The 24,805-nt window shown below is 64.1% G+C and carries 19 protein-coding genes and 1 pseudogene; 6 read left to right on the top strand and 14 right to left on the bottom strand.

Annotated elements, in window-relative coordinates:
- Nucleotides 1-12: 12 nt before the first annotated feature.
- The 7 genes and pseudogenes from B5525_RS29645 to B5525_RS29615 form a co-directional block, all read right to left on the bottom strand.
- Nucleotides 13-1,242: an ABC transporter substrate-binding protein gene (locus tag B5525_RS29645; RefSeq protein WP_079569172.1), complete on the bottom strand. Its 1,230-nt coding sequence runs from the start codon at nt 1,240-1,242 to the stop codon at nt 13-15.
- Nucleotides 1,243-1,624: 382 nt separating this feature from the next.
- Nucleotides 1,625-2,546, bottom strand: a pseudogene (locus B5525_RS29640) (DMT family transporter).
- Nucleotides 2,547-2,621: 75 nt separating this feature from the next.
- Nucleotides 2,622-3,494, bottom strand: coding sequence for an NAD(P)-dependent oxidoreductase (locus tag B5525_RS29635; protein ID WP_079569171.1), 873 nt, complete (start codon nt 3,492-3,494; stop codon nt 2,622-2,624).
- Between the two features lie 30 nt (nt 3,495-3,524).
- Nucleotides 3,525-4,656, bottom strand: a protein-coding gene (gene prfB / locus B5525_RS29630) for a peptide chain release factor 2 (RefSeq protein ID WP_154073508.1) whose coding sequence is annotated in 2 segments (ribosomal slippage) — nt 3,525-4,586 and nt 4,588-4,656 — 1,131 coding nt in all. Because the reading frame shifts where the segments join, the coding sequence is not laid out codon by codon here.
- 123 nt (nt 4,657-4,779) lie between these two features.
- The gene (locus tag B5525_RS29625) at nt 4,780-7,266 is read right to left on the bottom strand and encodes a penicillin-binding protein 1A (RefSeq protein WP_079569169.1); all 2,487 of its coding nucleotides are present in this window, start codon (nt 7,264-7,266) and stop codon (nt 4,780-4,782) included.
- A gap of 91 nt (nt 7,267-7,357) precedes the next feature.
- Nucleotides 7,358-9,850, bottom strand: a complete 2,493-nt coding sequence (locus tag B5525_RS29620; protein ID WP_079569168.1) for a penicillin-binding protein 1A — start codon at nt 9,848-9,850, stop codon at nt 7,358-7,360.
- Nucleotides 9,851-10,070: 220 nt separating this feature from the next.
- Nucleotides 10,071-11,378: an N-acetylmuramoyl-L-alanine amidase gene (locus tag B5525_RS29615; protein WP_079569167.1), complete on the bottom strand. Its 1,308-nt coding sequence runs from the start codon at nt 11,376-11,378 to the stop codon at nt 10,071-10,073.
- 710 nt (nt 11,379-12,088) lie between these two features.
- On the opposite strand from B5525_RS29615, the gene B5525_RS29610 reads away from it, so the two are divergent.
- Nucleotides 12,089-15,226, top strand: coding sequence for an Rne/Rng family ribonuclease (locus B5525_RS29610; RefSeq protein ID WP_079573957.1), 3,138 nt, complete (start codon nt 12,089-12,091; stop codon nt 15,224-15,226).
- A gap of 146 nt (nt 15,227-15,372) precedes the next feature.
- Nucleotides 15,373-15,612, top strand: coding sequence for a hypothetical protein (locus B5525_RS29605; protein ID WP_079569166.1), 240 nt, complete (start codon nt 15,373-15,375; stop codon nt 15,610-15,612).
- Between the two features lie 38 nt (nt 15,613-15,650).
- Here the strand turns inward: B5525_RS29605 and B5525_RS29600 are convergent, their stop codons facing one another.
- The 4 genes from B5525_RS29600 to B5525_RS29585 all read right to left on the bottom strand — a co-directional run bounded on the left by B5525_RS29600 (nt 15,651) and on the right by B5525_RS29585 (nt 18,352).
- Complete coding sequence (locus B5525_RS29600) at nt 15,651-15,902, bottom strand: hypothetical protein (RefSeq protein ID WP_079569165.1); 252 nt, start codon at nt 15,900-15,902, stop codon at nt 15,651-15,653.
- A 3-nt stretch (nt 15,903-15,905) separates the two neighbouring features.
- Entirely contained in the window at nt 15,906-16,148 is a 243-nt protein-coding gene (locus B5525_RS29595; RefSeq protein WP_079573955.1) for a hypothetical protein, read from the bottom strand.
- A gap of 125 nt (nt 16,149-16,273) precedes the next feature.
- On the bottom strand, nt 16,274-17,986 hold the full coding sequence (locus B5525_RS29590; protein WP_079569164.1) for a bifunctional protein-serine/threonine kinase/phosphatase: 1,713 nt from the start codon (nt 17,984-17,986) through the stop codon (nt 16,274-16,276).
- Between the two features lie 36 nt (nt 17,987-18,022).
- Nucleotides 18,023-18,352, bottom strand: coding sequence for a hypothetical protein (locus B5525_RS29585; protein WP_079569163.1), 330 nt, complete (start codon nt 18,350-18,352; stop codon nt 18,023-18,025).
- A gap of 217 nt (nt 18,353-18,569) precedes the next feature.
- Here B5525_RS29585 and B5525_RS29580 point away from each other — a divergent pair, with 217 nt between their 5' ends.
- Nucleotides 18,570-19,892, top strand: a complete 1,323-nt coding sequence (locus B5525_RS29580) for an ammonium transporter (RefSeq protein ID WP_079569162.1) — start codon at nt 18,570-18,572, stop codon at nt 19,890-19,892.
- 105 nt (nt 19,893-19,997) lie between these two features.
- On the opposite strand, the gene B5525_RS29575 is transcribed toward B5525_RS29580, so the two are convergent.
- Entirely contained in the window at nt 19,998-20,948 is a 951-nt protein-coding gene (locus B5525_RS29575; RefSeq protein ID WP_079569161.1) for a LysR family transcriptional regulator, read from the bottom strand.
- Nucleotides 20,949-21,048: 100 nt separating this feature from the next.
- On the opposite strand from B5525_RS29575, the gene B5525_RS29570 reads away from it, so the two are divergent.
- The 3 genes from B5525_RS29570 (at nt 21,049) to B5525_RS29560 (ending at nt 24,017) form a co-directional block, all read left to right on the top strand.
- Complete coding sequence (locus tag B5525_RS29570) at nt 21,049-21,489, top strand: DoxX family protein (RefSeq protein WP_079569160.1); 441 nt, start codon at nt 21,049-21,051, stop codon at nt 21,487-21,489.
- Between the two features lie 47 nt (nt 21,490-21,536).
- A complete protein-coding gene (locus B5525_RS29565) occupies nt 21,537-22,394 on the top strand; it encodes a DODA-type extradiol aromatic ring-opening family dioxygenase (RefSeq protein WP_425305219.1) in 858 nt (285 codons plus the stop codon).
- A 126-nt stretch (nt 22,395-22,520) separates the two neighbouring features.
- Nucleotides 22,521-24,017 (top strand): acetyl-CoA hydrolase/transferase family protein, encoded by a 1,497-nt coding sequence (locus tag B5525_RS29560; RefSeq protein WP_079569159.1) that lies wholly within the window; start codon nt 22,521-22,523, stop codon nt 24,015-24,017.
- A gap of 166 nt (nt 24,018-24,183) precedes the next feature.
- On the opposite strand, the gene B5525_RS29555 is transcribed toward B5525_RS29560, so the two are convergent.
- Together B5525_RS29555 and B5525_RS29550 are read right to left on the bottom strand one after the other, a co-directional pair.
- Nucleotides 24,184-24,393, bottom strand: a complete 210-nt coding sequence (locus B5525_RS29555) for a hypothetical protein (RefSeq protein WP_079573951.1) — start codon at nt 24,391-24,393, stop codon at nt 24,184-24,186.
- A 120-nt stretch (nt 24,394-24,513) separates the two neighbouring features.
- A complete protein-coding gene (locus B5525_RS29550; protein ID WP_079569158.1) occupies nt 24,514-24,792 on the bottom strand; it encodes a hypothetical protein in 279 nt (92 codons plus the stop codon).
- Nucleotides 24,793-24,805: the final 13 nt, after the last annotated feature.

Genomic DNA, 24,805 nt, shown 5'->3' with positions numbered 1-24,805 from the left:
CGTACCCGCCCGCTAGTGTCCAACCTCGCCGTTGATGACGTCGCCGAACAGCCGCCAGGCCTGGCCATCGAACTGCATCAGCTGCATCTGCTCGATCGGAAAGAAATCGCTCGGGCTGGTATTGGCCTTGATGCCCGGCAGCATCATGTCGGTCGAGAAATCCTTCAGGTTGGCCGCCTGCTTCATGACGTTCTCGCGCGTCAGATCGTCGCCGCATTGCTTGAGCACCTGCGCCATGTTCTGCGCCAGCACGTAGCCGTAGACGTTGTTGGCGTTCAATTTGTCGCCGTCGGGATAATACTTGTCCATAAAGGTCTGCCACGTCTTGACGCCCGGATCGTCCTTCCAGGCAGGATCGGTCGGATCCTTCAGATAGGCGGTTGAAATAATATCCTTGGCGAATTCGAGCCCGGCCGGCTTCAGCACCGCGGCCACCGAGGTCGCAGTATTGGCGAGAAAGAATTTCGGCTTCCAGCCGAGTTCGCCGACTTTCCTGATCGCCTGCGCCGATCCCTTCGGCGCGGCCCAGGAGAAGAAGATGTCGGCACCCGAATCGTGCAGCGCGACGATCTGCGAATCGATCGAGGGATCGCTGACCTCATAGGATTTGTCGGCGATGATCATGGCAGCCTTGTCGCCGAGACCGTCGCGCAAGCCCTTGACCTGATCCTTGCCGGCGTCGTCGTTCTGCCAGAACACCACGATCTTGCCGTTCGGAAAATGGTCGAGGATGTATCTGGCGTAGATGCGCCCCTCACTCTGGTAGTTGGGCTGCCAGCCCATGGTCCACGGAAAGTTTTTCGGATCGCCCCATTTGGTGGCGCCGGAGGCGACGAAGAGCTGAGGCACCTTCCTGGCATTCATGTATTTCTGGATCGCCGCGTTGGATGGCGTTCCCAGCGGCTGGAAAATCAGCAACACCTCGTCGCTTTCCACCAACTTGCGCGCCTGTTCGATCGCCTTGGGCGGGCTATAGGCATCGTCATAGCTGATGAACTTGATCTTGCGGCCGTTGATGCCGCCCTCGGCGTTGATCTTGTCGAAATAGGCAGCCTCCGTCTTGCCGATCACGGCATACGATGACGCGGGGCCGCTATAGGGCATGATATTGCCGATCTTGATCTCGGTATCGCTGGCGCCCGGATCGTATTTCTTTTGCGCGGTCGCGGCGGTGGCGGTCATTGCAGCGGCAGCGGCGGCAACCACCGCCATCGCCATCAGGCGTCGCTTACGAGCCGGCATCGTTCTCTCCCCTTGAGGTCTTGATTTTTTTTGGGAGCTTCGCAAGTCGGCCGCGCGCATGCAAGCATCGGCTTATTCCGCCTGACGAAACGGCCGGCGTTGCTTGCCGCTAATGATGATTGATGCATGACGGCAGGCTTCGCGGCGACCGCCGGTGACCGGCCTACTCCCGCTGCAATCCCGTCGTCTGCTGCTTAGCGAGGATGGAGGGCGATGGTCAACCGGGCGGCACGGCGCACTGGGACGTCTTCGTGGCCGCCGATGGCAAGAAGGGGCGCATAATCCGGACAGACTCCGGTGCCGCCGGCGTGCGCACCTACGAACAATAACGCCGGCGACGGCGCTACCTGGGGCGGCTCCGCGGGTTGCGCCGCGGTGGACGCTATCGAACGGCGAGCGGGCGCCGAACGAAATCGAGAATGCGGCCGTCGATCAGGAGCAGCGCGCTGCCGATTACGACGGCACCGACGATCTCGCGCCTGGAAATGCTTTCGCCCAGCACGAGATAACCGAGCAGCAGGGCCGTCACCGGGATCAGCAGCGTCACCAGCATGACGTTGCTCGAGCCCGACCGTCTCAGGATCTGAAAGAAACACGATATAGGCGAGCGCGGTCGACAAAGCCGCAAGGCCGGCCATCGCCAGCCATGTGGTTGCGCCCGGCATCGACAATTGCCAGGGACGCTCGACCAGGCCAGCCACGATCGCCATCATCAGGCTCGATGCCAGCAGCTGGAACGTCGCCGCCGCCAGCGGCGGCGAATTCGATAATTTGCGGCGCGCATAGAGCGCGGACAGTCCGTAAGAAAAGGCCGCAGCCAGGCAGAGCAGAATGCCGACACCCTGGCTGTTGGCAAAGTCGAGGTCCTGCCCGTGAAGGATGATCACGCCGATAAGGCCGGCGAGCACGCCGGCGACGCACCGCATCAGGAGCTTCTCGTCGCCGCTGGCGGCCATCACCAGCACGGTGAACAGCGGCGTCGTCGCGTTCAGGATCGAGGCGAGGCCACTCGGGATATAGGTCTGTCCCATCACGATCAGCGAGAAGGGCAGCACATTGTTGAGCAGCGCGATGCCGAAAAACGGTTGCCAGCCCGAGAACCCGCGGGGGAAATCGATCCGATAGGCCCACAGCACCGGCAGCAGGATCAGCGCCGCGAGCGCCACGCGAAGAAACACCAGCGTCAGCGGCGGCAGCTCTTTCAGCGCAACGCCGTTGAAAAAGAACGAGCCGCCCCAGAGCACCGACAGGATCCCGAGCAGCCCCCAATCCCGGCCGTCAATCCGATGATCGCTGGGTTTCAATGTCGGCTCATGGGTTCGAGATCGGGGTCACCCCTAACCGGAAGCGGCGCGTCCCGCCACCCGATTTCCGCGTGTCTATTTCGGGCGCGACACGATCTCGATCATCTTTGCTTCGTCGTCATCGGGCGCATAGGCTTTGGCCCGCGCGTAGGCCTCGACCGCGGCGCGTCCCATCAGCGGCGCGCCGGACAACAGGCTCTCCGCGAGCGCCACCGCGTAGGCGGCATCCTTGTGGCGCAGCGCCGCCGTGAAGGTCGCGCCTGCGAAATCGCGCGCCGCCATCCGCCGGGAATGACGGATCACCTGCGGACTGGCGGCGACGCCGGTCTCGACCGCCTCCAGCACCAGCTTCATGTCGAGGCCCGCCTGCTCGGCGATCGCAAGGCCCTCGGCGATGCCGGCGATCTGGATCGCGCCCATCAAATTGTTGATGAGCTTGTAGACCGTGCCGGTGCCGATCGCGCCGAAATGCCGGATCGTGCTCGAGAGCGGCACCAGGAAGGGCCGCGCGCGTTCGAGGTCGGCGGGCTCGGCACCGACCAGCAGCGTCAGTTTTCCGCTCGCCGCCGCGTCCGGCAGTCCGGTGACCGGACAATCGATATAGATCAGGCCCCGGCTGCGAAGCTCGCGGGCGAGATAAAGCGCGTGTTCATGGGAAACAGTGGAACACTCGATCGCGATGCTTCCGGCCTTCATGGTCGCCGCGGCGCCGTCCTTGGTCAACCACACCGCGCGCGAGGCCGCGTCGTCGGCAACCATGGTCACGACCGCATCGGCATCGATGGCGGCATCCTCCGGCGAGGTCGCCCAGCGCGCGCCGCGGGCGATCAAATCCTCCGCTTTGGCCTTACTCCGATTCCACACCGCGACGTCAAACCCGGCATCGAGATAGCGACCCGCCATGCCGTGGCCCATGCGCCCGAGGCCGATAAACGCGACCCGCTTCATCCGGTCCTCCGTCTCTGGCGCCGGCATGTGCTAATCCACATCCTCGACCGCGCCCGGCGAGGTGCCGAACGCACGCTGCGCCAAAGTCGCTGCCATGAATTCGTCGAGGTCGCCGTCGAGCACGCCCGAGGTGTCCGAGGTCTGCACGCCGGTGCGCAGATCCTTCACCATCTGATAGGGCTGCAGCACGTAGGAGCGGATCTGGTGGCCCCAGCCGATTTCGGTCTTGGCGGCCTGGTCGGCGGCGGCCTGCGCCTCGCGCTTCTTCAGTTCGATCTCGTAGAGCCGCGCGCGCAACATGTCCCAGGCCTGCGCCTTGTTCTTGTGCTGCGAGCGTCCGGCCTGGCAGACCACGGCGACCCCGGTCGGGATGTGCGTCAGTCTCACAGCGGATTCGGTCTTGTTGACGTGCTGGCCGCCGGCGCCGCCCGAGCGCATGGTGTCGGTGCGCACGTCGGACTCCTTGATGTCGATCTTGATGCTGTCGTCGACCACCGGAAACACCGCGACGCTGGAGAACGAGGTGTGGCGGCGCGCGTTCGAATCGTACGGCGATATCCGCACCAGCCGGTGCACGCCGCCCTCGGTCTTCAGCCAGCCATAGGCGTTGTGGCCCGAGATCTGGATGGTGGCGGACTTGATGCCGGCCTCCTCGCCCTGGGTCTCCTCGAGATATTCGACCTTGAAGCCGTGCTTTTCGGCCCAGCGCGTATACATGCGCAGCAGCATCTCGGCCCAGTCCTGGCTCTCGGTGCCGCCGGCCCCGGCGTGAACCTCGAGATAGGAATCGAAGCGGTCGGCTTCGCCCGAAAGCAACGCCTCCAGCTCGCGGCGCGCGACTTCCTTTTTGAGGTTCTTCAGCGCGGTCTCGGCTTCCGCGACGACGCCGGAATCGTTCTCGGCTTCGCCGAGTTCGATCATGCCGACATTGTCCTCGAGCTCGCGCTCGACCTTGCCGATGCCCTGCAGCGAATCCTCCAGAGAGGTCCGCTCCTGCATCAGTTTTTGCGCCTTCTGGGGATCGTTCCAGAGATTGGGGTCTTCGGCGAGCTTGTTCAGCTCGGCCAGACGTGCCGTGGATGCATCGACGTCAAAGATGCCTCCTCAGCAGCCCGACTGACTGCTTGATCTCTTCGACTAGACGTTCGACTTCGGCGCGCATGGTTTCTCTGATCTGCGGCCCTCGGGCCGCCAATTGATTGATCTGGGGATGTAGCGGCGGACGCCGCAAAGCGCAATCGGCTCGCGCGTTTTCCTGGCGCGAACCGGCTTATGCCCTCGTCCTTCAATAGAGCCCGCCGGTCCCGGGACGGAACAGGCTGCGGTCCGCGTCGGGAGAAGGCTGCAAGCCGTCGGTATCGGCGACGCCGATCGCCGCGTAGTTGTCTGGCGGCCCGGTACCGGGCTTGAAGGCTTCGAGGATGGTCTTGCCGCTGGCGCCCGGGCCCGCACGCATCCCGGTCATGGAATCGACCCGGATCAGCTTGATGCCGGCCGGAATCTTGAACGGGATTGCCGGCTTGTCGGCGAGCGCAAGCTTCATGAAATCCCGGGCAATGGGAGCGGCGGTATGACCTGCTTGCGCGGTTCTGCCCAGACTGCGAGGCTTGTCATAGCCCAGATAGAGACCGACCACGAGATCCGGCGAGAAGCCGACGAACCAGAGATCCTTTGCTTCGTTGGAGGTTCCGGTCTTGCCGGCTATCGGCTTGCCCACTTCGCGCATCACCGTCGCCGTTCCGCCCTGGACGACGCCTTCCATCATCGAGGTCATCTGGTAGGCCGTCATCACGTCCAGCACCTGCTCCCTGCGGTCGACGAGTTGCGGCTCGGGCTGGTTCTTCCATCCCTCGGGGGCATCGCAGCCACGACATTCGCGGGCATCGTGCTTGAAGATGGTGTGGCCATAACGGTCCTGGATGCGGTCGATCAGGGTCGCCTTCACGCGACGCCCGCCATTGGCGATCATCGAATAGGCCGTCACCATGCGCATCACGGTGGTTTCGCCGGCGCCGAGCGCATAGGACAGATAGTTCGGCAATTCATCATAGACGCCGAAGCGCTTGGCGTATTCGCCGATCAGCGGCATGCCGATGTCCTGCGCCAGCCGCACCGTCACGGTGTTCAGGGAATGCTTCAGCGCATTCCGCAGCGTCGTCGGTCCGAAATAATGGCCGACCGAAAAGTTTTCCGGACGCCAGACACCGCCGCCCTGTCCCTGATCGATCTCGATCGGAGCATCGGCCTCCATGGCCGACGGCGTATAGCCGTTGTCGATCGCGGCCGAATAGACGATCGGCTTTATGGTCGAGCCCGGCTGACGATAGGCCTGCGTCGCGCGATTGAACTGACTCTGGTCGAACGAGAACCCGCCGACCATCGCCAGCACGCGGCCGGTCAACGGATCCATCGCAACCATGGCGCCGGAAATCTCCGGCAACTGTCGCAGCCGGTACTGGCCCTCGACCGCATTGCCGTCCTTGCCGATCAACGGGTCGGCGTAGATGATATCGCCCGGCGAAAGCACCTGCGAAACCGTGGTGGGGGTCTTGCCCCGCGCCGGGCCCGATACCGCCCTCGCCCATCTCACCCCATCCAGCGTGATGTTGCCGGTTTGACGGTCCTTCGCGACCGCGCCGCCGAGCTCCCGGCCCGGCTGAAAACCGATCCGGGCCGACTGGTCACTGGTTTCCAGCACCACCGCCATCCGCCACGGCGCGACATCCGACAGCGATTTGACGTCGGCAAGCTTGACGCCCCAATCGCCTGATATGTCGAGTTTGCTGGACGCGCCTCGCCAGCCCTGCGCCTCGTCGAAATTGACCAGGCCGGCAGCCATGGTCTTGCGCGCCATCACCTGAAGCTTCGGATCCAGCGTAGTTCGTACCGACAGACCGCCTTCGTACAGTTTCTTCTCGCCATAGCGCTCGAAGATGTCGCGGCGGACCTCCTCGGCGAAGTACTCGCCAGCGAAAATGTGCGCGCCGTTGGTGCGGTTGGTGACGATCAGCGGATCCTTGCGGGCAATCTCGGCCTCGGCCGGCTTGATCCAGCCATTCTCCAGCAGACGATCGATCACATAGTTGCGGCGCTCGATGGCGCGGGCGTGATTTTTGACCGGATGCAGCGCCGCCGGCGCTTTCGGCAGCGAGGCGAGATAGGACGCCTCCGCGACGGTGAGCTCATTCACGGATTTGTCGAAATAGACCAGCGATGCGGCGGCGATGCCGTAGGCGCCAAGGCCGAGATAGATTTCGTTGAGATAGAGTTCGAGGATCTTGTCCTTGGAGTAGGCGCGCTCGATCCGCATCGCCAGCAAGGCTTCCTTGATCTTGCGGGTGAAGGATACCTCGTTGGTCAGGAGGAAGTTCTTGGCGACCTGCTGGGTGATGGTCGAGGCGCCCTGCGGCCGGCGGTTGGAGCCAAAATTTTGCGCATAGAGCAATGCGGCCCGCGCCATGCCGGAATAGTCGATGCCGCCATGCTCGTAGAAATTCTTGTCCTCGGCCGCCAGGAACGCGTTGATGACGAGTTTGGGAACCGCCTGGATCGGCAAATACAGCCGCCGTTCCTTGGAATATTCCCCGAGCAGCGCGCCGTCCGCCGCATGGACGCGCGTCATCACCGGCGGCTCATAATCCTGAAGCTGGGAGTAATCGGGCAAGTCCTTGGAGAAATGCCAGATCAGCCCGGCGGTAGCGGCGACGCCCACCAGGAACACGACGGTTCCGGCGGCGAAAAGGAAACCCAAGAACCGTACGAGGAAGCGCATCAGTGAATATCCGTTTAACCCTGGGTGCGACCGGCGCTCTCCTCCGCGCGGCTATCGACGCGCCAGAGGTTCCGATCGTGCGGATTGTACTTTAATAGAGACCGCCGGTGCCGGGACGGAACAGGCTGCGATCTGCGTCCGGCGAAGGCTGCTGCAACCGGCCGTCGGCATCGGCGACGCCGATGACCGAGTAATTATCCGGCGGCGCGGTGCCGGGCTTGAAGGCCTCCAGAATGGTCCTGCCGCTGTCGCCCGGGCCGGCGCGCATGCCGGTCTTGGAGTCGACGCGGATCAGCTTGATGCCGGCGGGCACCTTGAACGGAACCGCCGGCTTGTCTGCGAGCGCGAGTTTCAGGAAGTCGCGGGCGATCGGCGCGGCCAGGTGGCCGCCGGTCGCGGTTCTGCCGAGGTTGCGCGGCTTGTCGTAGCCCATATAGATGCCGACCACGATGTCCGGCGAGAAACCGACGAACCAGGCGTCCTTTTGATCGTTGGTGGTGCCGGTCTTGCCGGCGATCGGCTTGCCGACTTCCTTCACCACCGTCGCGGTGCCGGCCTGCACCACGCCCTCCATCATCGAGGTGATCTGGTAGGCCGTCATCGGATCCAGCACCTGCTCGCGGCGGTCGACGAGTTGCGGCTCGGGCTGGTTCTTCCAACCGCCGGGCGCGTCGCAGCCGCGGCATTCGCGGGCATCGTGCTTGAAGATGGTGTGGCCGTAGCGGTCCTGAATCCGGTCGATCAAGGTGGGCTTCACGCGCCGGCCGCCATTGTCGAACATCGAATAGGCCGTGACCATCCGCATGACCGTGGTTTCGCCGGCGCCGAGCGCATAGGACAGATAATTCGGCAGTTCGTCATAGACGCCGAAACGCTTGGCGTATTCGCCAATCAGCGGCATGCCGATGTCCTGCGCCAGCCGCACCGTCACGGTATTGAGCGACAGCCGCAGCGCGTTACGCAGCGTCGTCGGCCCCTGGTATTTGCCGGCCGAATAATTCTCTGGACGCCAGACACCGGCGCCCTGTCCCTGGTCGATCTCGATCGGCGCGTCGACGACCACCGTCGACGGCGTATAGCCGTTGTCGAGTGCCGACGAGTAGACGATCGGCTTGAACGAGGAGCCCGGCTGCCGATAGGCCTGTGTCGCGCGATTGAACTGGCTCTGGTCGAACGAGAATCCGCCGACCATCGCCAGTACGCGGCCGGTCCAGGGATCCATCACCACCATCGCGCCGGAAACTTCCGGCAACTGCCGCAGCCGGTACTGGCCGTCGACCGGATTGCCGTCTTTTCCGATCAAAGGATCGGCATAGATGATATCGCCCGGCGAAAGCACCTGCGACACCGCGTTCGGCGTCTTGCCCTTCGCCGGTCCCGATGCGGCCTTGGCCCATCTGACGCCATCGAGCGTGACGATGCCGGTTTGCCGTTCCTTCGCGACCGCACCGCCCAGTTCCCGGCCCGGCTGGAAACCGATCCGGGCCGACTGGTCACTGGTTTCCAGCACCACCGCCATCCGCCACGGCGCGACATCCGACAGCGATTTGAGGTCGGCAAGCCTGACGCCCCAGTCGCCGGTGATATCGAGCTTGCTGAGCGCGCCCCGCCAGCCCTGCGCCTCGTCATAGGTGACGAGGCCCGCCACCATGGTCTTGCGCGCCTCTATCTGGATCTTCGGATCGAGCGTGGTGTGCACCGACAGGCCGCCCTCGTACAGCTTCTTTTCGCCATAGCGCTCGAAGATGTCGCGGCGGACCTCCTCGGCAAAATATTCGCCGGCGAAAATGTGAGCGCCGTTGGTGCGGCTGGTGACAATCAGCGGATCCTTGCGCGCCTTGTCGGCATCAGCCTGCTTGATCCAGCCGTTTTCGAGCAGGCGGTCGATCACATAGTTGCGGCGCTCGACGGCGCGGTCGTGGTTGCGCACGGGATGCAGCGCGCCCGGCGCCTTCGGCATCGCGGCGAGATAGGCCGCCTCCGCCACGGTGAGTTCGTTCACGGATTTGTCGAAATAGACCAGCGACGCGGCGGCGACGCCGTAAGCGCCCAGCCCCAGATAGATTTCATTGAGATAGAGCTCGAGAATCTTGTCCTTCGAGTAGGCGCGCTCGATCCGCATCGCCAGCAAGGCTTCCTTGATCTTGCGGCTGAACGACACTTCGTTGGTCAGGAGGAAGTTCTTGGCGACCTGCTGGGTGATGGTGGAGGCGCCCTGCGGACGGCGGTTGGAGCCGTAATTTTGCGCGTACAGCACGGCCGCGCGCGCCATGCCGGAATAGTCGATGCCGCCATGCTCGTAGAAATTCTTGTCCTCGGCCGCCAGGAACGCGTTGATCACCAGCTTTGGAACCGCCTGGATCGGCAAATACAGCCGCCGTTCCTTGGAATATTCCCCGAGCAGCGCGCCGTCCGACGCGTGAACACGCGTCATCACCGGCGGCTCATAATCCTGAAGCTGCGAGTAATCCGGCAAGTCCTTGGAGAAATGCCAGATCAGCCCGGCGGTAGCGGCGACGCCCACCAGGAACACGACAGTTCCGGCTGCGAACAGGAAACCCAAGAACCGCACCAGCAAGCGCATTGTCGACTATCCGTTCAGCCCGTGCGCCGTGACGACCGGCATTTCTTCAGCATCTGCGGTGGAACGATCGACCATTCCGCCGGGAAGCACATGATATCTCGTCCGGGAGTGGTTTTTGAACGATTCCCGGAACGTCTCGACGATTTTTTATAGGACGGTCGCTGTGGCCAAACTAGGGCTTTTCGCCACGCCCCTTGATGTCCTTTTCAGTTGGTGGCCATCAGTTCGTGGCTCCCGCCCTGGCGACGCGCTTGGCCAGGAAAACGTCGATGGCCTGCGCCATCGATCCGACGGTGCGGGACCTCCAGCTGTCCGACACCAGATGCTCGAGGTCGCCTTTGTTGGAGACATAGCCGAGCTCGACCAGCACCGAGGGAATATCGGGCGCCTTCAACACCCGAAAGCCGGCCGATTTCAGCGGATGCTTGTGCATCCGCACCGTGTTCTTCATCTCGCTCATCAACAGACGCGCGAACCGGTTTGAAAATGTGCGGGTTTCGCGCTGCGCCAGGTCGATCAGGATGTCGGCGACGTCGGTCGGCTCTTCGGTCAGATTGACCCCGCCGATAGCGTCGGCCCTGTTTTCCGCCTCCGCCAGCCGTTCAGCCTCGGCGTCGGAGGCCTTGTCGGACAGCGTATAGATGGTTGCACCCTGGGCATCGCCCTCGCCGCGCGGCAGCGCGTCGGCATGGATCGAAACAAACAGCGATGCCGACTGATTGCGTGCGATTTTGACGCGGTCGTCGAGCGGGATGAAGGTATCGTCGGTGCGCGTCATGACGACCCGGTATTTGCCGTTCTTTTCGATGCGGTCGCGCAGCGCGAGCGCAAATCCGAGCACGAGGTTCTTCTCGCTTTCGCCCGAGGCCTGCGTGCCGTTGTCGAGGCCGCCATGGCCGGCGTCGATCACGATCACCGGCCGCGAATCCGCACCGGCAATGGGCTTGGCCGGGGCGGCGGCTTCCACCGGTGCGGCGACGGAAGCGACGGAAGCGGCGGCATCCGCGATGGCGGGCTTCAGTTCGGGACGGCTTTCCGGCGCCAGCGATTGAACGAAGGTGGTGCGATCGACCTCTTCGAACTCAAGTACCAGCCGCGGCGGCTGGCCGTTGGCGGCATCCAGCACGTAGGAGTTTGCGATCCGGGCCGGGCCGGTCAGGTCGAACACGATCCGCGAACCGCCGGGCATGACCAAGCCGTAGCGGAAGGCCTTGATCAGCCCACGCCCGGCGGCGCCGACCCCGGCGGGGAGGCGAAAGCTGACCTCGGGAATATCCACAACCACCCGATACGGATCGGCCAGCGCGAAGGCACGGAACTGAATGGTCCTGTCGAGATCGAGAACGAAACGGGTCTGTTTGGCGTCACCGGCCAGCCGGGCGTCCGAGGCAACCGGAACACCGGCCGTTCCGATGGGGCTGGACGACGCCCCTTTGGCGACGCGAATCGTTCCGCCGGAACACAGCAATGCTGCGGCGCACAATAACGTGCACCCCAGCAAAACACCATGATTTACGCGGCCCGCCAACGATTCCGTTCCTCCGAGCAGCCTCTTACCGCAATAGAACTACAGGGTTAATCGAAGCTTAACGCAATTTTGCGGAATAGGGCAGAGTGTTGCCGCACCGCGACGCCGCAAGAGGCTTCCCTTGCACGTGGGACCCAATCCACGTATGTACAGGGGGCTGACGGCTAAAACTCCCGGTTGTGTCGTGTTCAGCCTCCCGGTGCAGCGCCGGAACTCTCGCATTTGAGAATTCCAGCGTCTTTCCGATCCCTCCGAAGCCGGCGCAGCGCGCGGCTGACAAGGAGCGGCGGTTTCGAGCCCGAGCGGCGTCCGGTCCCAGGTTACCATCTTGTTCCAGGGACGGCTTCGAGATGCGGCAGAACCGATTATCCGGGCCTGAAACGGCTGGATATGCGAACAGCCGGCGAGCGCTTTGGCGCCACGCCGGGCTTTCAGCGACAGAATAAGGCGGCGCTTTGCCGCCCACGTTTAGACGGGCCGACGCTTGATGCGCCAGACTGTGTTGCCGACCAGGATCCACGGAAGAACCGCGCCGACGCGGAGCGAAAGCTCCGCGCGTCGCCTTGCTCCGCACGGATCCGGTTCGGACGGGCGCCCCGGGTTGCGTTTTGGCCTTCCCCTCACCCCCGAATCAGGTGGACCGTCGCGTCACCCGGCGGCGCGATACGCGCTTACCGTGATACGCGCCCGCCGCCGTCATGAGCTCCAAAATGCCCAACAAAATGTTGATCGATGCTACCCACCCGGAAGAGACCCGGGTTGTCGTGGTCCGCGGCAATCGCGTCGAAGAATTTGATTTCGAGACCGCCCAGCGCAAACAACTGCGCGGCAATATCTACCTCGCCAAGGTCACGCGCGTCGAGCCGTCGCTGCAGGCGGCCTTCATCGAATATGGCGGCAACCGCCACGGCTTCCTCGCCTTCAGCGAAATCCATCCTGACTATTATCAAATACCGGTCGCCGACCGTCAGGCGCTGATCGAGGCCGACGAGCGCGCCCATCGCGAGGCCGAAGAGGAGAGCGAGAACCGCTCCAGCCGGGGCCGCCGCCCGCGCCACCGCAATTCGCGCCGCCGCGGCAGTGGCGAGCGCATCCAGAGCGAGATCGTCGAGAACGCGAGCCGCGAGCCGTCGCAGACCGCCCAGCCGCATGAAGGCCAGGAAGGTCACGAACACCAGGGCTTGCACGCCGAAAGCCCGTACGCCGAAAACGGTCACGTCCACGACGCCGAGCATCACCATGCCGACGCCGAACATCAGGATGATGCCGAGCATCATGATGATCACCATCACCATCACGACCATGACCATCATGATCACGAGCATGCGCACGACGAGCACGGTCACGCCGATGACCAGGGCACCGAAACCCATCCGAGCGAGACGCTGGCGGCGGTGACCCTGCCCGATACGGCCGCCGTCGAGGCGTCCGTGGCTGAAGCGCGCGAGGAAGAGGAAGAAGAAAACGCGCATCATGAACATCATGAAGCGCACGCGCTCGAAAACGCAGCTTATGCCGACGACGCCCGCGCCGAACAGGCTGGCGAACACGCGGACGGCCAAGCCGCTGCGGCGGACCACGCCGAAGCGCCGCATGGCGACGACAACCACGACGATGAGGACGAAGGCGACGAGGCCGAGGAAGAAGTCGTCGAATCCGTCGGTGGCGACGACGTCATGGAAGAAGTGCCGGACCGCGCCTTCCGCCCGCGCCGTCAGTACAAGATCCAGGAAGTCATCAAGCGCCGCCAGGTGATGCTGGTGCAGGTGGTCAAGGAAGAACGCGGCAACAAGGGCGCCGCGCTGACCACCTACCTGTCGCTGGCCGGCCGCTACGCAGTGTTGATGCCCAACACCGCGCGCGGCGGCGGCATCAGCCGCAAGATCACATCCGCCCAGGACCGCTCGCGCCTGAAGGAAGTGGTGCAGGATCTCGACGTGCCCGAGGGCATGGGCATCATCCTGCGTACCGCCGGCGCGTCCCGCACCAAGCCCGAGATCAAGCGCGACTTCGAATATCTGATCCGCATGTGGGAAACCGTGCGCGACATGACCCTGAAGTCGCAGGCGCCGACGCTGGTCTACGAGGAAGGCTCGCTGATCAAGCGTTCGCTGCGCGATCTCTACAACAAGGAAATCGACGAGATCCTGGTGGCCGGCGAAGCCGGCTATCAGGAAGCCCGCGATTTCATGAAGATGCTGATGCCCTCGAACGTGCGCGCGGTGAAGCAGTATCGCGACGGCCAGCCGCTGTTCTCGCGGATGGGCGTGGAGAGCCAGCTCGACGCCATGTTCTCCCCGACCGTGCAATTGCGTTCCGGCGGCTACATCGTGATCAACCAGACCGAGGCGCTGGTCTCGATCGACGTCAACTCCGGCCGCTCGACCCGCGAACATCACATCGAGGATACCGCGCTCAAGACCAATCTCGAGGCGGCGGAGGAAGTCGCGCGGCAGCTCCGTCTGCGCGACCTCGCAGGCCTGATCGTCATCGACTTCATCGACATGGACGAGAAGCGCAACAACCGTTCGGTCGAGCGCAAGCTTTCGGACTGCCTGCGGCAGGACCGCGCGCGGATCCAGGTCGGACGGATCTCGCATTTCGGCCTGCTGGAAATGTCGCGCCAGCGCATCCGCGCCAGCGTGCTGGAGAGCTCGACCGAGCCCTGCCCGCAATGCGGTGGCAGCGGCCATGTGCGCTCGGTATCCTCGGTGGCGCTGCAGCTGTTGCGCGGGCTCGAAGAGATCCTGATGAAGGGCGCCACCCACAATCTCGTGGTGCGCACCCGGACCGACGTGGCGCTCTACGTCCTCAACCACAAGCGCGGCCATCTGCGCGATCTCGAAAGCAGCTTCAAGGTGACGCTGTCGGTGATCGCCGATCCGACCGTCAGCGGCCAGCAGTCGTTCATCATCGATCGCGGCGAACAGGTTCACACGCTGGAAGCCGCCAAGGCGCTGCTGGCGGCGCAGGTCGCGGCCTATCCGGCGCAGGTCGAGGAAGCCTATGACGACGAAGAGCCGTTCGACATCGAAACCGAATCGGAAGTGGAAACCGACGAGTCCGAAGGCCTGACCGACGAGGCTGCCTCCGGCGACGAGGGTGGCAGCGAAGCCGAGGCGGGCGATGGCGGTCCGAGGCGCAAGCGGCGGCGACGGCGGCGCGGCCGTCCCGGCGAGCCGCGCGAGGGCGGACCTGCCCGCGATGACAATGAAGCCGCGCGCATCCCGTTCGAAGCCGCTGCGGTCCCCGACGTCATTGCCGAAGACGGCGAAACCGACGACGAGGAATCCGACGAGCAGCCCGGCCAGGCCCGCACCGATCAGGCGCCGAATGGCGAGCGGCGGCCCCGCCGTCGCGGACGCCGTGGTGGACGCCGCCGGCGCGGCGGGCCCGAGGATGGTCTCGCCGGATCGATCGCGGACGAACTCGGGCCGGCATCGCCGCCGGAAGCCTCGAGCGCCGTGGCCGATTTCGACGGTGGCGGTTCATATCAGCCAACCCTGCCGGTGATGCAGCCCGAATCCGAATCCATTGCACCTTCTTCCGAGCACCCGCCGGCGGACCGTGGCCACCAGGAGCCGGTCCCGACGGCCACCGAGGCGGAGACCGCCCAGGAAGCCGAAAGGGCCGCGGCACGGCGACGTTCCACCGTGCGCGAGAAGGTCAGCTTCCTGGTCGATGCGCAGCCGGCGGCGCCGGCGTCCGTCAGCCACAGCCAGCCCGCCGAACCGGTGCCGGCCCCTGCCCCCGTCCCGCCGCCGGCTCAGCCGGCCGCCGAGACGGCCGCGGAGACCCAGCCGCGACGCGCCGGGTGGTGGTCGCGGCGCTTCGGCAACGGCGAATAAGACGACCGGCCTCTCCGGTTTTAAAAAATGCAAGAACCGCCCGGCCAAACCGGGCGGTTTTTGCATGTCGAATATTGAACCGGCGTGCGTACGTGCAAATCTAATGAGCTGATAACGCTTGGCCATGTCCGCTGTGGGGCGCATCATTGGTAAAGTCGGCAACGCTCGGACTGAGCTACGGCGCTCTCCGAAAGGAGTGCCTCGAGGCCGTTAGGCAGTGGCCCGGCTGCGAGACCATTGGCGGCATCCAGATCATCCGGGACAATGCGCCCGGCAGTTTTTCGGTGCGGGTAACCCTGTACGGCAAAGCCGACAAGAAAACCGCCGATCGCGCCATCAATTGCGTGCTGCGCGAGAAGCGGCGGCATTTCCATCTCAATGACTGATCGCACTCAATGACTGATCGCCGGGCGCGTCGGGGTTCCTAATCCGCCGTCAGATCGTAGTCGCGGCGCAAGGCGCGCTGGACATGGAGCGCTGCGCCTGCTGCCGTGTTGGCATCGGCGGCGCCCGCCGACAACACGCACATCGACCAGTTGTTTTCAGCCCGCTTGTCCGCGACGCGGTTGATCGCGATCACGCGAACCCCTGCGCAGCCAGGCTGCTTCCGGAGTTCGGCAAGTGCACGTACCTGCAAATCCTCTATCGAAAGCAGGGTCCTCGCCATTTCGATCACGCGCTACTTCGTGGCGTGCGCGATCTTGTGCTCGAGATGGCCGGTCTCGTGATCGCGACGGAGCTGGCTCAGCGAGGTCTCGTTCAGCTGCAGCAGAACTGCGCTCAACTTCTCGGATTCGGGATAACCGGCTGCGAAGCCCTGCCCGTAAATCTTGCGCAACGTGCCCACAAGGGTGTTTCCGTGCTTGTGGCTGATTTCGCCATCCTTGTTGCGGTGACGATTGTCGAGACTGGCCTTGCTCATGTTGCTCTCCATTGTGCCCGCGGCCCAGAGCATCTGCCCGCCCGGACCAAATGGCAACTAAACGTGCACACAATCCGCAGCCGGTCATATTGAGCAGCAAGTCGTTGTTGCGGCGCATCATGCCGTCAACGCCGCCATAGCGACAGCAGCAGCGCGAGCGCAAGCAGCGCGGCCACGCCCTGCCAGAATCGAAGCGGTTCGCGTTCGTACAGCGTCCGGGGCCTGTGGACCGCGACCGGCGCGCGCGCCGGCCCCGCCTCGATCTCCACGGCAAACTCGGCCATGTCGCGAAAACGATCCGCGGGATCCCTGGCGATGGCGCGGCCAATCGCGGCTTGAAGCCAGGCCGGCAGGTCCGGGCGCAAAGCGGAAAGGTGTGCCGGCCGGTCCCGGCGCGGCCGGCTGGTGGCGTCCGGATTGCCATAAGGAAATTCGCCGGTGAAGGCGCGGAACATGGTGACGCCCAGCGCGTAAATGTCGGTGGCCTCGTTGCCGGCTTCACCGTCGAACATTTCCGGCGCCATATAAGCGGGCGTGCCCGGAATGTCCTCGGGCGGGGCGTCCTCCATGCCGGGGACGCGCACCACGCCGAGATCGATCAGCTTGAGCGATCCCCCGCTTTCGAGGATGACGTTGTCGGGCTTGATGTCGCGATGCACGATGCCCACGCGGTGCAGCGCCGCCGCCGCCCGCGCCAGCTTGATCGCAATCTGGCGTCCTTCCTCCAGACCGAGCGCGGGCCGGCGCGCGATCCGGGTCTCCAGCAGCTCGCCCTGATAGAGCGGCATCACCGTGTAGAGGCAGCTCTGCCGTCCCGGCGGAAGTTCGATGACGTGGCCGAGCCAGGGACTGTTCACCCGCGCACCCACCCACGCCTCGCGAATGAAAGCCGCGCGATAGGCGTCCACGCCGGCCACCATCGGCTTGGGGAATTTCAACGCCACCTCGCCGCCCTCGACCTCGTCCTCCGCGCCGAATAGACGGGTGTAGCGACCGTCGGACAGCAGCACCTTGAGCACGAAGCCATCGATGGTCTCGCCGCCCTGCGGTACCGGGACCAGCGGCAGCTGCGCGATGTTGGCGCCGATGTCGGCCGTCTCGGCGGTTGCGAGTCCAACCACGTCGAGCACCAGAGCGGTGCAATTGTCGGCGCTGCCGGCATCGAGCGCGGCCGCGACCAGGGCTCGCGCGGTATCCTCGGAGGAGACGCGCTCCTGCATGATCCCGGCGATGAACTCATCGGCGAGATAGCCGTGCACGCCATCGCTGCAAAGCAGGAAGCGATCGTGCTGCGCCACCGGCTGCGTGCCGTAGTCCAGCCGCAGTTCGGTCTCGACGCCCAGCGCGCGGGTAAGGACGTTCGACCGGCCGCCGCCTTTTCCGCCCTGGCGAACATGGTCCGACGTGAGGCAGGTCAGGCGATCGCGGCTCAGCCGGTAGGCGCGGCTGTCGCCGACATGCAGCACATGCGCGACGCGCCCGCGCAGCACCAGCGCGGTGAAAGTGCATCCCATCCCCGACAATTCGGGATCGCGATGCGCTTGCGAATAGATCCAGCCGTTGAGCGCATTCAGCACGATGGCGGCGGCGCGCCGCACCTCCATCGTCTCCGGCAAATCGCAAAATCCGTCCAGGAAACCGCGCACCGCGATCTCGGCCGCCTCGCGTCCGCCTTTGGTGCTGCCGATGCCATCCGATAGCGCCGCCACCACGTCGCGGCGCGGCTCGGGCAGTTCGGAGCCGAAAACGGCACCGGCGAAATCTTCATTGCGTTTGCGCGGCCCGGTCTCCGAAACGAAGCCGACACTTGCCTTGACGCCGGAAACCCGCTGAGCCATTGCCGCCGCTCCCATTTCCGCGACAGCCGCGCGACCTCAATTCTCCAGCTTGCAGCGGTGATAGAAGAAAGAGCCGCCGGTGCTCGACGCGAGGATGACGGTCAATTTTCCGGATTTGCGGTCAAGCGTGTAATTGCCGCCGTCGCCGGCGTCGCGCCACGAAATCTGCGCGTCGCTGATGCGGGCCGGATTGGAGTCGACGGTAGCTCGGTCGTAGTCGATCCTGATCTGCCAATTGGTGCCGCTTGCGACATTGGTGCAGGTCGTGGCGGCTTCGCCGTGCTGCGCCGCAGCGCCGCCGAGCGCGGCAGCCATCATCGCCACCGCCGATACGCCAATTGCCGCCGCCAGCCGGGTCAGCACCATCGATCGCCCCCTCGCGCTTGTTTGCCTATCCGTTGTTCAAATGCACATTTATTAATCAATTCAGCGGCGCGTCCGGCAAGGCGCACACTGGAAAACTCATATCACTCAACGTCAAGGTGCGCCTGCGACAGATGGTATAATCCTTGCGTTTTTTTATGTGCTGGTCCGTGCGGCCGGTTGCACGGACTGAGCTTCGTTCAAAAATTGGGGAACGCTCATGGCACTCGTACCATCACCACAATGGCTCGACACTGGAAATAACGCCTGGCAGCTCGCAGCTGCAACCTTCGTCGGTCTGCAAAGTATTCCCGGACTGACGGTTCTCTATGGCGGCATCGTCAAGAAGAAATGGGCGATCAACTCCGCCTTCATGGCGATCTACGCGTTTGCTTCCGTCTTGGTCGTCTGGATTCTCTTCGACTACAACATGGCGTTCGGGCCGCAATTATTCCCGTTCCTCGGCACGCCGGGGCTTGCGACATCGGCGGCCTTTATCACCGGTCAGGCAAGCGTTCCGGCGGCCGCCGCCGGCATGCCGGCGCTGACCTTCCCGATGGCGACGCTGATCTTCTTCCAGTTCGTGTTCGCCGCCATCACCGTCATCATCCTCGCCGGTTCGGTGCTCGGCCGCATGAACTTCACCGCGTGGATGATCTTCTGCCCGGTGTGGATGACGCTGGTCTATACGGTCGGCGCGTTCAGCCTGTGGGGTGGCGGCTGGCTCGCCGGCATGGGGGTCGCGGATTTCTCGGGCGGTTATGTCATCCATCTTGCCGCCGGCACATCGGGCTTCGTCGCTGCCTGGGTGATCGGTCCGCGGCTACAGGCGGACCGCGACCATTTCCCGCCCAACAGCCTGCTGATGACGCTGGTCGGCGCCGGAATCCTGTGGCTCGGCTGGAACGGTTTTAACGGCGGCGATCCCTATTTCGCCAATGCCGACGCCGGGGCGGCGGTGCTCAACACCAACACCTGCACCGCGGTGGCGCTGCTGGTCTGGACCGTGTTGGACAAGATCGCCTACGGCAAACCATCGGTGCTGGGTGCGGTCAACGGCATGATCGCGGGGCTGGTCGCGATCACGCCCGCCGCCGGCTATGTCGACGGCATGGGAGCGATCAGCATCGGCGTCATCGCCGGCATCATTCCCTGGCTCGCCATGAACAAGCTGCAGAAGACCCGCTTCATGATGAAGGTGGACGATACGCTCAGCGTGTTCTCGACCCACGGCGTAGCGGGCCTCACCGGCGGCCTGCTGACCGGTATCTTCGCCAATCCGGATATGCTGATGTATATCGGCACCGACAAGGAAGCGCCCGGCGTCAACATCACCGGGTTGCTCTATGGCAACGCCCAGCAGCTGGTACTGCAGGCGGAAGGCGCCGCCTTCATCATCGTCTACAACGCGATCGCGACCTTCATCATCCTCAAGGTGATCGGCTTCATCGTGCCGCTGCGCATGGACGAGGCCACCCTGAAAGTGGGTGACGACGCGGTTCACGGCGAAACCGCCTATGCGATCGGCACTGAGGGCGAATAGTCGCCGCCCGCGTGAAATGAACAAGGCCGCCCGGCAAGTCCGGGCGGTTCTTGCCGCAAAGATCGGAGTGGGGCCTGTGACGCCCCCTGCTCCGTTGCGCAAATCTCATCCCGTCGCACGGCCGCGTCCGCGTGGCGAAGCAAGCTCACGATCCCACGGGGGTTCCGGCGCAAACCGGCCCGCGATGAAGTCGATGAACGCGCGCACCCTCGCCGGCGGATGGCGATCCGGCAGGAACACGGCATAGATGCCGCCCAGTTCGACATTCGGCTGGTCCAAAGTGAGCGCAACCAGTCGGCCAGCGCGCAGATCGTCCGCCACGATGAAGGTCGGCTGGTGGATGATCCCCTGTCCCGCGATCGCGGCCGCCCGCAGCGCATCGCCATTGTTCGCGCGCAGATTACCCGAGATCTGGACGCTGAAATCGGCGCCGGCGCCGAACACCCATCGATCGATGGGAGTCCGTTGCGACAGCGTATAACCCAGACAATTATGATCCGCGAGGCTCGCCACCGTGCGCGGGGTGCCGCGCGATTTGAGATAAGACGGCGCCGCGCATACCGCGATACGGCACGGTGCAATTCGCCGCGCAATCAGGCTTGAACTGGAGAGATTGCCGATGCGGATCGCGAGGTCCCAGCCCTCCTCCACGAGGTCCACCAGCCGGTCGTTGAGGCCAAGCTCGACGGTGACGCGCGGATGGCGCGCCGCAAATTCCGCGAGCAGCGGCGCGATCTGCCGCGTGCCGAACGAGACCGGTGCATTGAGCCGCAGCAATCCCCTCGGCTCGACCCGATCCGCCGCGACCGCGGCATCGGCGGCTTCGAGTTCCGCCAGGATGCGCGCGGAGGATTCCAGGTAGTTGCGCCCGGCCTCGGTGATCGAAAGCCGCCGCGTCGTGCGGTGGAAGAGCTTGACGCCCAGCCGGCCCTCGAGCGCGGCGATGTGTTTGGTGACCATGGTCTGCGACATGCCGAGCGCCCGCGCGGCGGCGGAAAGGCTGCCGGCGCCGGCCACCCGGGCGAAGACCTCAAGGCCCGTCAGCCGGTCCAACATGGATTACTTCACTCTGTCAGGGTGATCTATCATTCCATATTACCAGGTTATCACCCCATCAGGAATAGATCATATGGGCCGACCTAACTTGGAGACAGCCATGATTGATTCCCGAACCGCCCCCTACGCGACGCTCCTGCTGCGCCTCAGCCTGGGAGTTCTCTTTCTGGCGCATGCCGGCCTGAAGTTCTTCGTCTTCACCCCGGCCGGCACAGCGAAATTCTTCGACAGCGTCGGGCTGCCGCCCGCACTGGCCTATCTCACCATCGCCGTCGAGGTGCTTGGCGGCATCGCGCTGATCCTCGGGCTGTGGACCCGCATCGCAGCGATTGTCGTCCTGCCGATCCTGCTCGGCGCCATCTTCACGGTGCACGGCGCGGCCGGCTTCTTCTTCACCAACCCCCACGGCGGCTGGGAATATCCGGCGTTCTGGAGTATCGCGCTGATCGTCCAGGCATTGCTCGGCGACGGCGCTTTTGCGCTGCGCTTCTCCGGCGCCGATAATCCCCTCGGTAAACTCACCGGCGCACACCCACATTGAGCACAACGGGGCCGGTATCCCTGCCCTGCGCCGCTCGAGGAACCGTCATGACCTTGCCATTGCCAAGCCTGTTCGTGTCGCACGGTGCACCGACCCTGCCACTCACCGACACGCCGGCGCGGTCGTTCCTGGGCGAGCTCGGCGGGATGCTGACGCGTCCCAAGGCGATCCTCGTGATCTCGGCGCATTGGGAGACACAGGTTCCGACGATCAGCGCCGCCGATCGCAATGACACCATCCACGATTTCGGCGGTTTTCCACGGGCGCTCTACGAGCTGCAGTATCCGGCCCCCGGCTCGCCGGCGGTTGCCGCAGGAGTCTCCGACCTGCTGCGCGGATCCGGTATCGACTCCCGGATCGACCGCAGCCGCGGCCTCGATCACGGGGCCTGGGTGCCGCTGCTGCTAATGTATCCGCAGGCCGACATTCCGGTTTTGCAACTTTCGGTGCAGCCGCATCTCGGACCCCTGCACCATCTTCGCGTGGGGCGCGCCCTGGCGCCGCTGCGCCAGGAGGGAGTGCTGATCATCGGCAGCGGCAGCCTGACGCACGACCTGTCGGAATTTCGCGGCCACGGGCCGAACGATCCGGCCCCGGATTGGGTCAACGCTTTCGCCGACTGGTTCCATTCCGCACTGACCACGGGTCGAACCGAGGATCTGCTCGACTACCGGCGACAGGCGCCGTTCGCGGTCAAGAACCATCCGAGCGAAGAGCACCTTTTGCCGTTATACGCGGTGCTGGGCGCCGGCGGAGAGAGAGCGCGCGCCGAACGGCTGCACGCAAGTGCGACCTACTCGATCCTGCGAATGGACGTCTATGCCTTTCGGGCCGCCGGCGAATCGGCGCCAAGCGAAAGCCCGGAAGCCGACCGCGGGGACGCGCTCGCTCCGGCAGAGGGCTGACGCCTCGTCCCAACAGCGTCGCGAACCGCGTTGATATCCGTCAAACGGCCGCCTTGCCAGCGAGGCCAGGGATGCGCAAGTTCGTCAAGCGAGCGAAGCCATCTCTTGTCCATCTCAAGGATTTTCATGACGATCGATCGTTCGCGGATCATGTCGGCCGAACTTCGCTCCAAGATCATGTCGGCCGAGGACGCCGCGGCGCTGGTGCCGCATGGCGCGAATGTGGGCATGAGCGGCTTTACCGGATCGGGTTATCCGAAGGCCGTTCCGCTGGCGCTGGCGCGCCGGATCGAGGCCGCCCACGCGCGCGGCGAAACCTTCCGGATCGGCGTCTGGACCGGTGCTTCGACCGCGCCCGAACTGGACGGTGCGCTGGCCAAGGTCAACGGCATCGAACTGCGCCTGCCCTACCAGTCCGATCCGATTACACGCGAGCGCATCAATGCCGGCGCGATGGAATATATCGACATCCACCTCAGCCATGTCGCGCAGTTCGTCTGGTTCGGTTTTCTCGGGCATCTGGATGTCGCCCTGGTCGAGGTCACCGCCATCCTGCCGGACGGCAGCCTGGTGCCCTCGACGTCCATCGGCAACAACAAGACCTGGCTGGATCAGGCCGACAAGATCATTCTCGAGGTCAATTCGGGGATGAACCCGGCGCTGCAGGGCATGCACGACATCTATTACGGCACCAGGCTGCCGCCGCACCGCAAGCCAATCCCCATCCTTGGGCCCGGCGACCGGATCGGCGAGACCCATTTTCGCTGCGACCCCGCCAAGGTGATCGCGGTGGTCGAGACCAATGCACCGGATCGCAACACCACCTTCTCCGCGCCCGATGCGACCTCGAAGGCGATCGCCGGACATATTCTCGAATTTCTCGGCCACGAGGTTCGCCGCGGCCGGCTGCCGGCCGAATTGCTGCCGATTCAGTCCGGGGTCGGCAACGTCGCCAACGCCGTGATGGCGGGACTCGAAGACGGTCCGTTCACCGGGCTGACCGCCTATACCGAGGTGCTGCAGGACGGCATGCTGAACCTGATCCGCTCGGGCAAGATGGCGCTCGCGTCCGCTACCGCGCTGTCGCTCAGTTCGGAGGCGGCGATCCTGTTCAACCGCGAACTAGACAGCCTCAGGAACAGAATCGTGCTGCGCACGCAGGAAATCTCCAACCATCCCGAGGTAATCCGGCGGCTGGGGGTGATCGCCATGAACGGGCTGATCGAGGCCGATATCTACGGCAACATCAACTCGACCCATATCCGCGGCACTTCCATCATGAACGGTATCGGCGGCTCCGGCGATTTCGCCCGCAACGCCTATCTCTCGATCTTCATGACGCCCTCGACCGCCAAGGCTGGAGCCGTTTCAGCCATCGTGCCGATGGTGACCCATGTCGATCATACCGAACACGACGTGCAGATCATCGTGACCGAGCACGGGCTTGCCGACCTGCGCGGCCTGGCGCCGAAGCAGCGGGCCGCGATCATCATCGACAAGGTGGCCGATCCTTCGTTCCGGCCGGCGCTGAAGGATTACTTCGACCGCGCCTGCCGGTTTTCGCCGGGAAAGCATACCCCGCATCTGCTCGAGGAGGCTTTCCGGCTGATCAAGCGGGGTTGAGGCGAGGTCGCGACCTCAATGTCCGTCGTCGAAAAAAGTCGCGGGCACCCGGAGCGCCATCGTTTTGGGCGCCAGCGGTCGTAAGGCGATCCCGCTGGTGCCCCCTTGGAAGCCCGCATTTCAAGCGGAAAACGCAAACCTGAGAACGGAAGCTTGGGCTCTCGATCTAGCGGCTCTCAGCCCATTTGCGCCAAAGCGTCGGCTGAATGTCGATGTGCTTCTTGTTTGAAGCATCGACCCACTCGGCTCCCTTTTTGTGGCACGGATACGGTAGCGCGAGGACGATACCATCATAGTCCATGACACAGACTTCAAGGTCGTCGTCAGTTGGCGCAATTGAAGCGGGCAACCATTCTACAGACAGAATATGGGTCATGATCAGCACTCCCCATACAAAATGACGCGGTGGCTCTATAGCATATCAAGTTGCAGCTCGCTTGATCTGCATCAAGGGCTTGCCACGCAAACCTACCCTTGGATGCCCAACCTTATTCGATCACTCGTCGGGATCGGCGCGCTCGTCGAAGATTGTTCTTAGCAAGCGCCAAAGCTCACGATGGCCCGCGGTTTGCCCGCCCTGCTTCAGGTAATCCGAGATATCCATTGTGTCTGCCTGATACTCGACTGTACCTCCAATCTTCACCTCCAAATGCGTCACCTCGCGCTCGACATATAAACTTTTCTTGTCGGTGTCGAAGACAAGCGTCGAACGATCCGCGTGGGTAACCTCTGGGCCTCTCAACTGACGATACAATTCTCGTTTTAGGAGAGCCATTTTCCGCTCCCGA

The organism is Bradyrhizobium erythrophlei (assembly GCF_900129505.1).
Lineage (GTDB): Bacteria > Pseudomonadota > Alphaproteobacteria > Rhizobiales > Xanthobacteraceae > Bradyrhizobium > Bradyrhizobium erythrophlei_D.
Note: the sequence above shows the minus strand (reverse complement) of the source record. Positions and strands in the feature narration are given on the sequence as shown.

What these genes read in the sequence shown, in the direction of transcription:
- B5525_RS29555 (WP_079573951.1), bottom strand. Translation starts at nt 24,393, where the DNA reads ATGACCCATATTCTGTCTGTAGAATGGTTGCCCGCTTCAATTGCGCCA.
- B5525_RS29560 (WP_079569159.1), top strand. Translation starts at nt 22,521, where the DNA reads ATGACGATCGATCGTTCGCGGATCATGTCGGCCGAACTTCGCTCCAAG.
- B5525_RS29570 (WP_079569160.1), top strand. Translation starts at nt 21,049, where the DNA reads ATGATTGATTCCCGAACCGCCCCCTACGCGACGCTCCTGCTGCGCCTC.
- B5525_RS29645 (WP_079569172.1), bottom strand. Translation starts at nt 1,242, where the DNA reads ATGCCGGCTCGTAAGCGACGCCTGATGGCGATGGCGGTGGTTGCCGCC.
- B5525_RS29610 (WP_079573957.1), top strand. Translation starts at nt 12,089, where the DNA reads ATGCCCAACAAAATGTTGATCGATGCTACCCACCCGGAAGAGACCCGG.
- B5525_RS29625 (WP_079569169.1), bottom strand. Translation starts at nt 7,266, where the DNA reads ATGCGCTTCCTCGTACGGTTCTTGGGTTTCCTTTTCGCCGCCGGAACC.
- B5525_RS29580 (WP_079569162.1), top strand. Translation starts at nt 18,570, where the DNA reads ATGGCACTCGTACCATCACCACAATGGCTCGACACTGGAAATAACGCC.
- B5525_RS29585 (WP_079569163.1), bottom strand. Translation starts at nt 18,352, where the DNA reads ATGGTGCTGACCCGGCTGGCGGCGGCAATTGGCGTATCGGCGGTGGCG.
- B5525_RS29620 (WP_079569168.1), bottom strand. Translation starts at nt 9,850, where the DNA reads ATGCGCTTGCTGGTGCGGTTCTTGGGTTTCCTGTTCGCAGCCGGAACT.
- B5525_RS29595 (WP_079573955.1), bottom strand. Translation starts at nt 16,148, where the DNA reads ATGAGCAAGGCCAGTCTCGACAATCGTCACCGCAACAAGGATGGCGAA.
- B5525_RS29550 (WP_079569158.1), bottom strand. Translation starts at nt 24,792, where the DNA reads ATGGCTCTCCTAAAACGAGAATTGTATCGTCAGTTGAGAGGCCCAGAG.
- B5525_RS29575 (WP_079569161.1), bottom strand. Translation starts at nt 20,948, where the DNA reads ATGTTGGACCGGCTGACGGGCCTTGAGGTCTTCGCCCGGGTGGCCGGC.
- B5525_RS29565 (WP_425305219.1), top strand. Translation starts at nt 21,537, where the DNA reads ATGACCTTGCCATTGCCAAGCCTGTTCGTGTCGCACGGTGCACCGACC.
- B5525_RS29590 (WP_079569164.1), bottom strand. Translation starts at nt 17,986, where the DNA reads ATGGCTCAGCGGGTTTCCGGCGTCAAGGCAAGTGTCGGCTTCGTTTCG.
- B5525_RS29635 (WP_079569171.1), bottom strand. Translation starts at nt 3,494, where the DNA reads ATGAAGCGGGTCGCGTTTATCGGCCTCGGGCGCATGGGCCACGGCATG.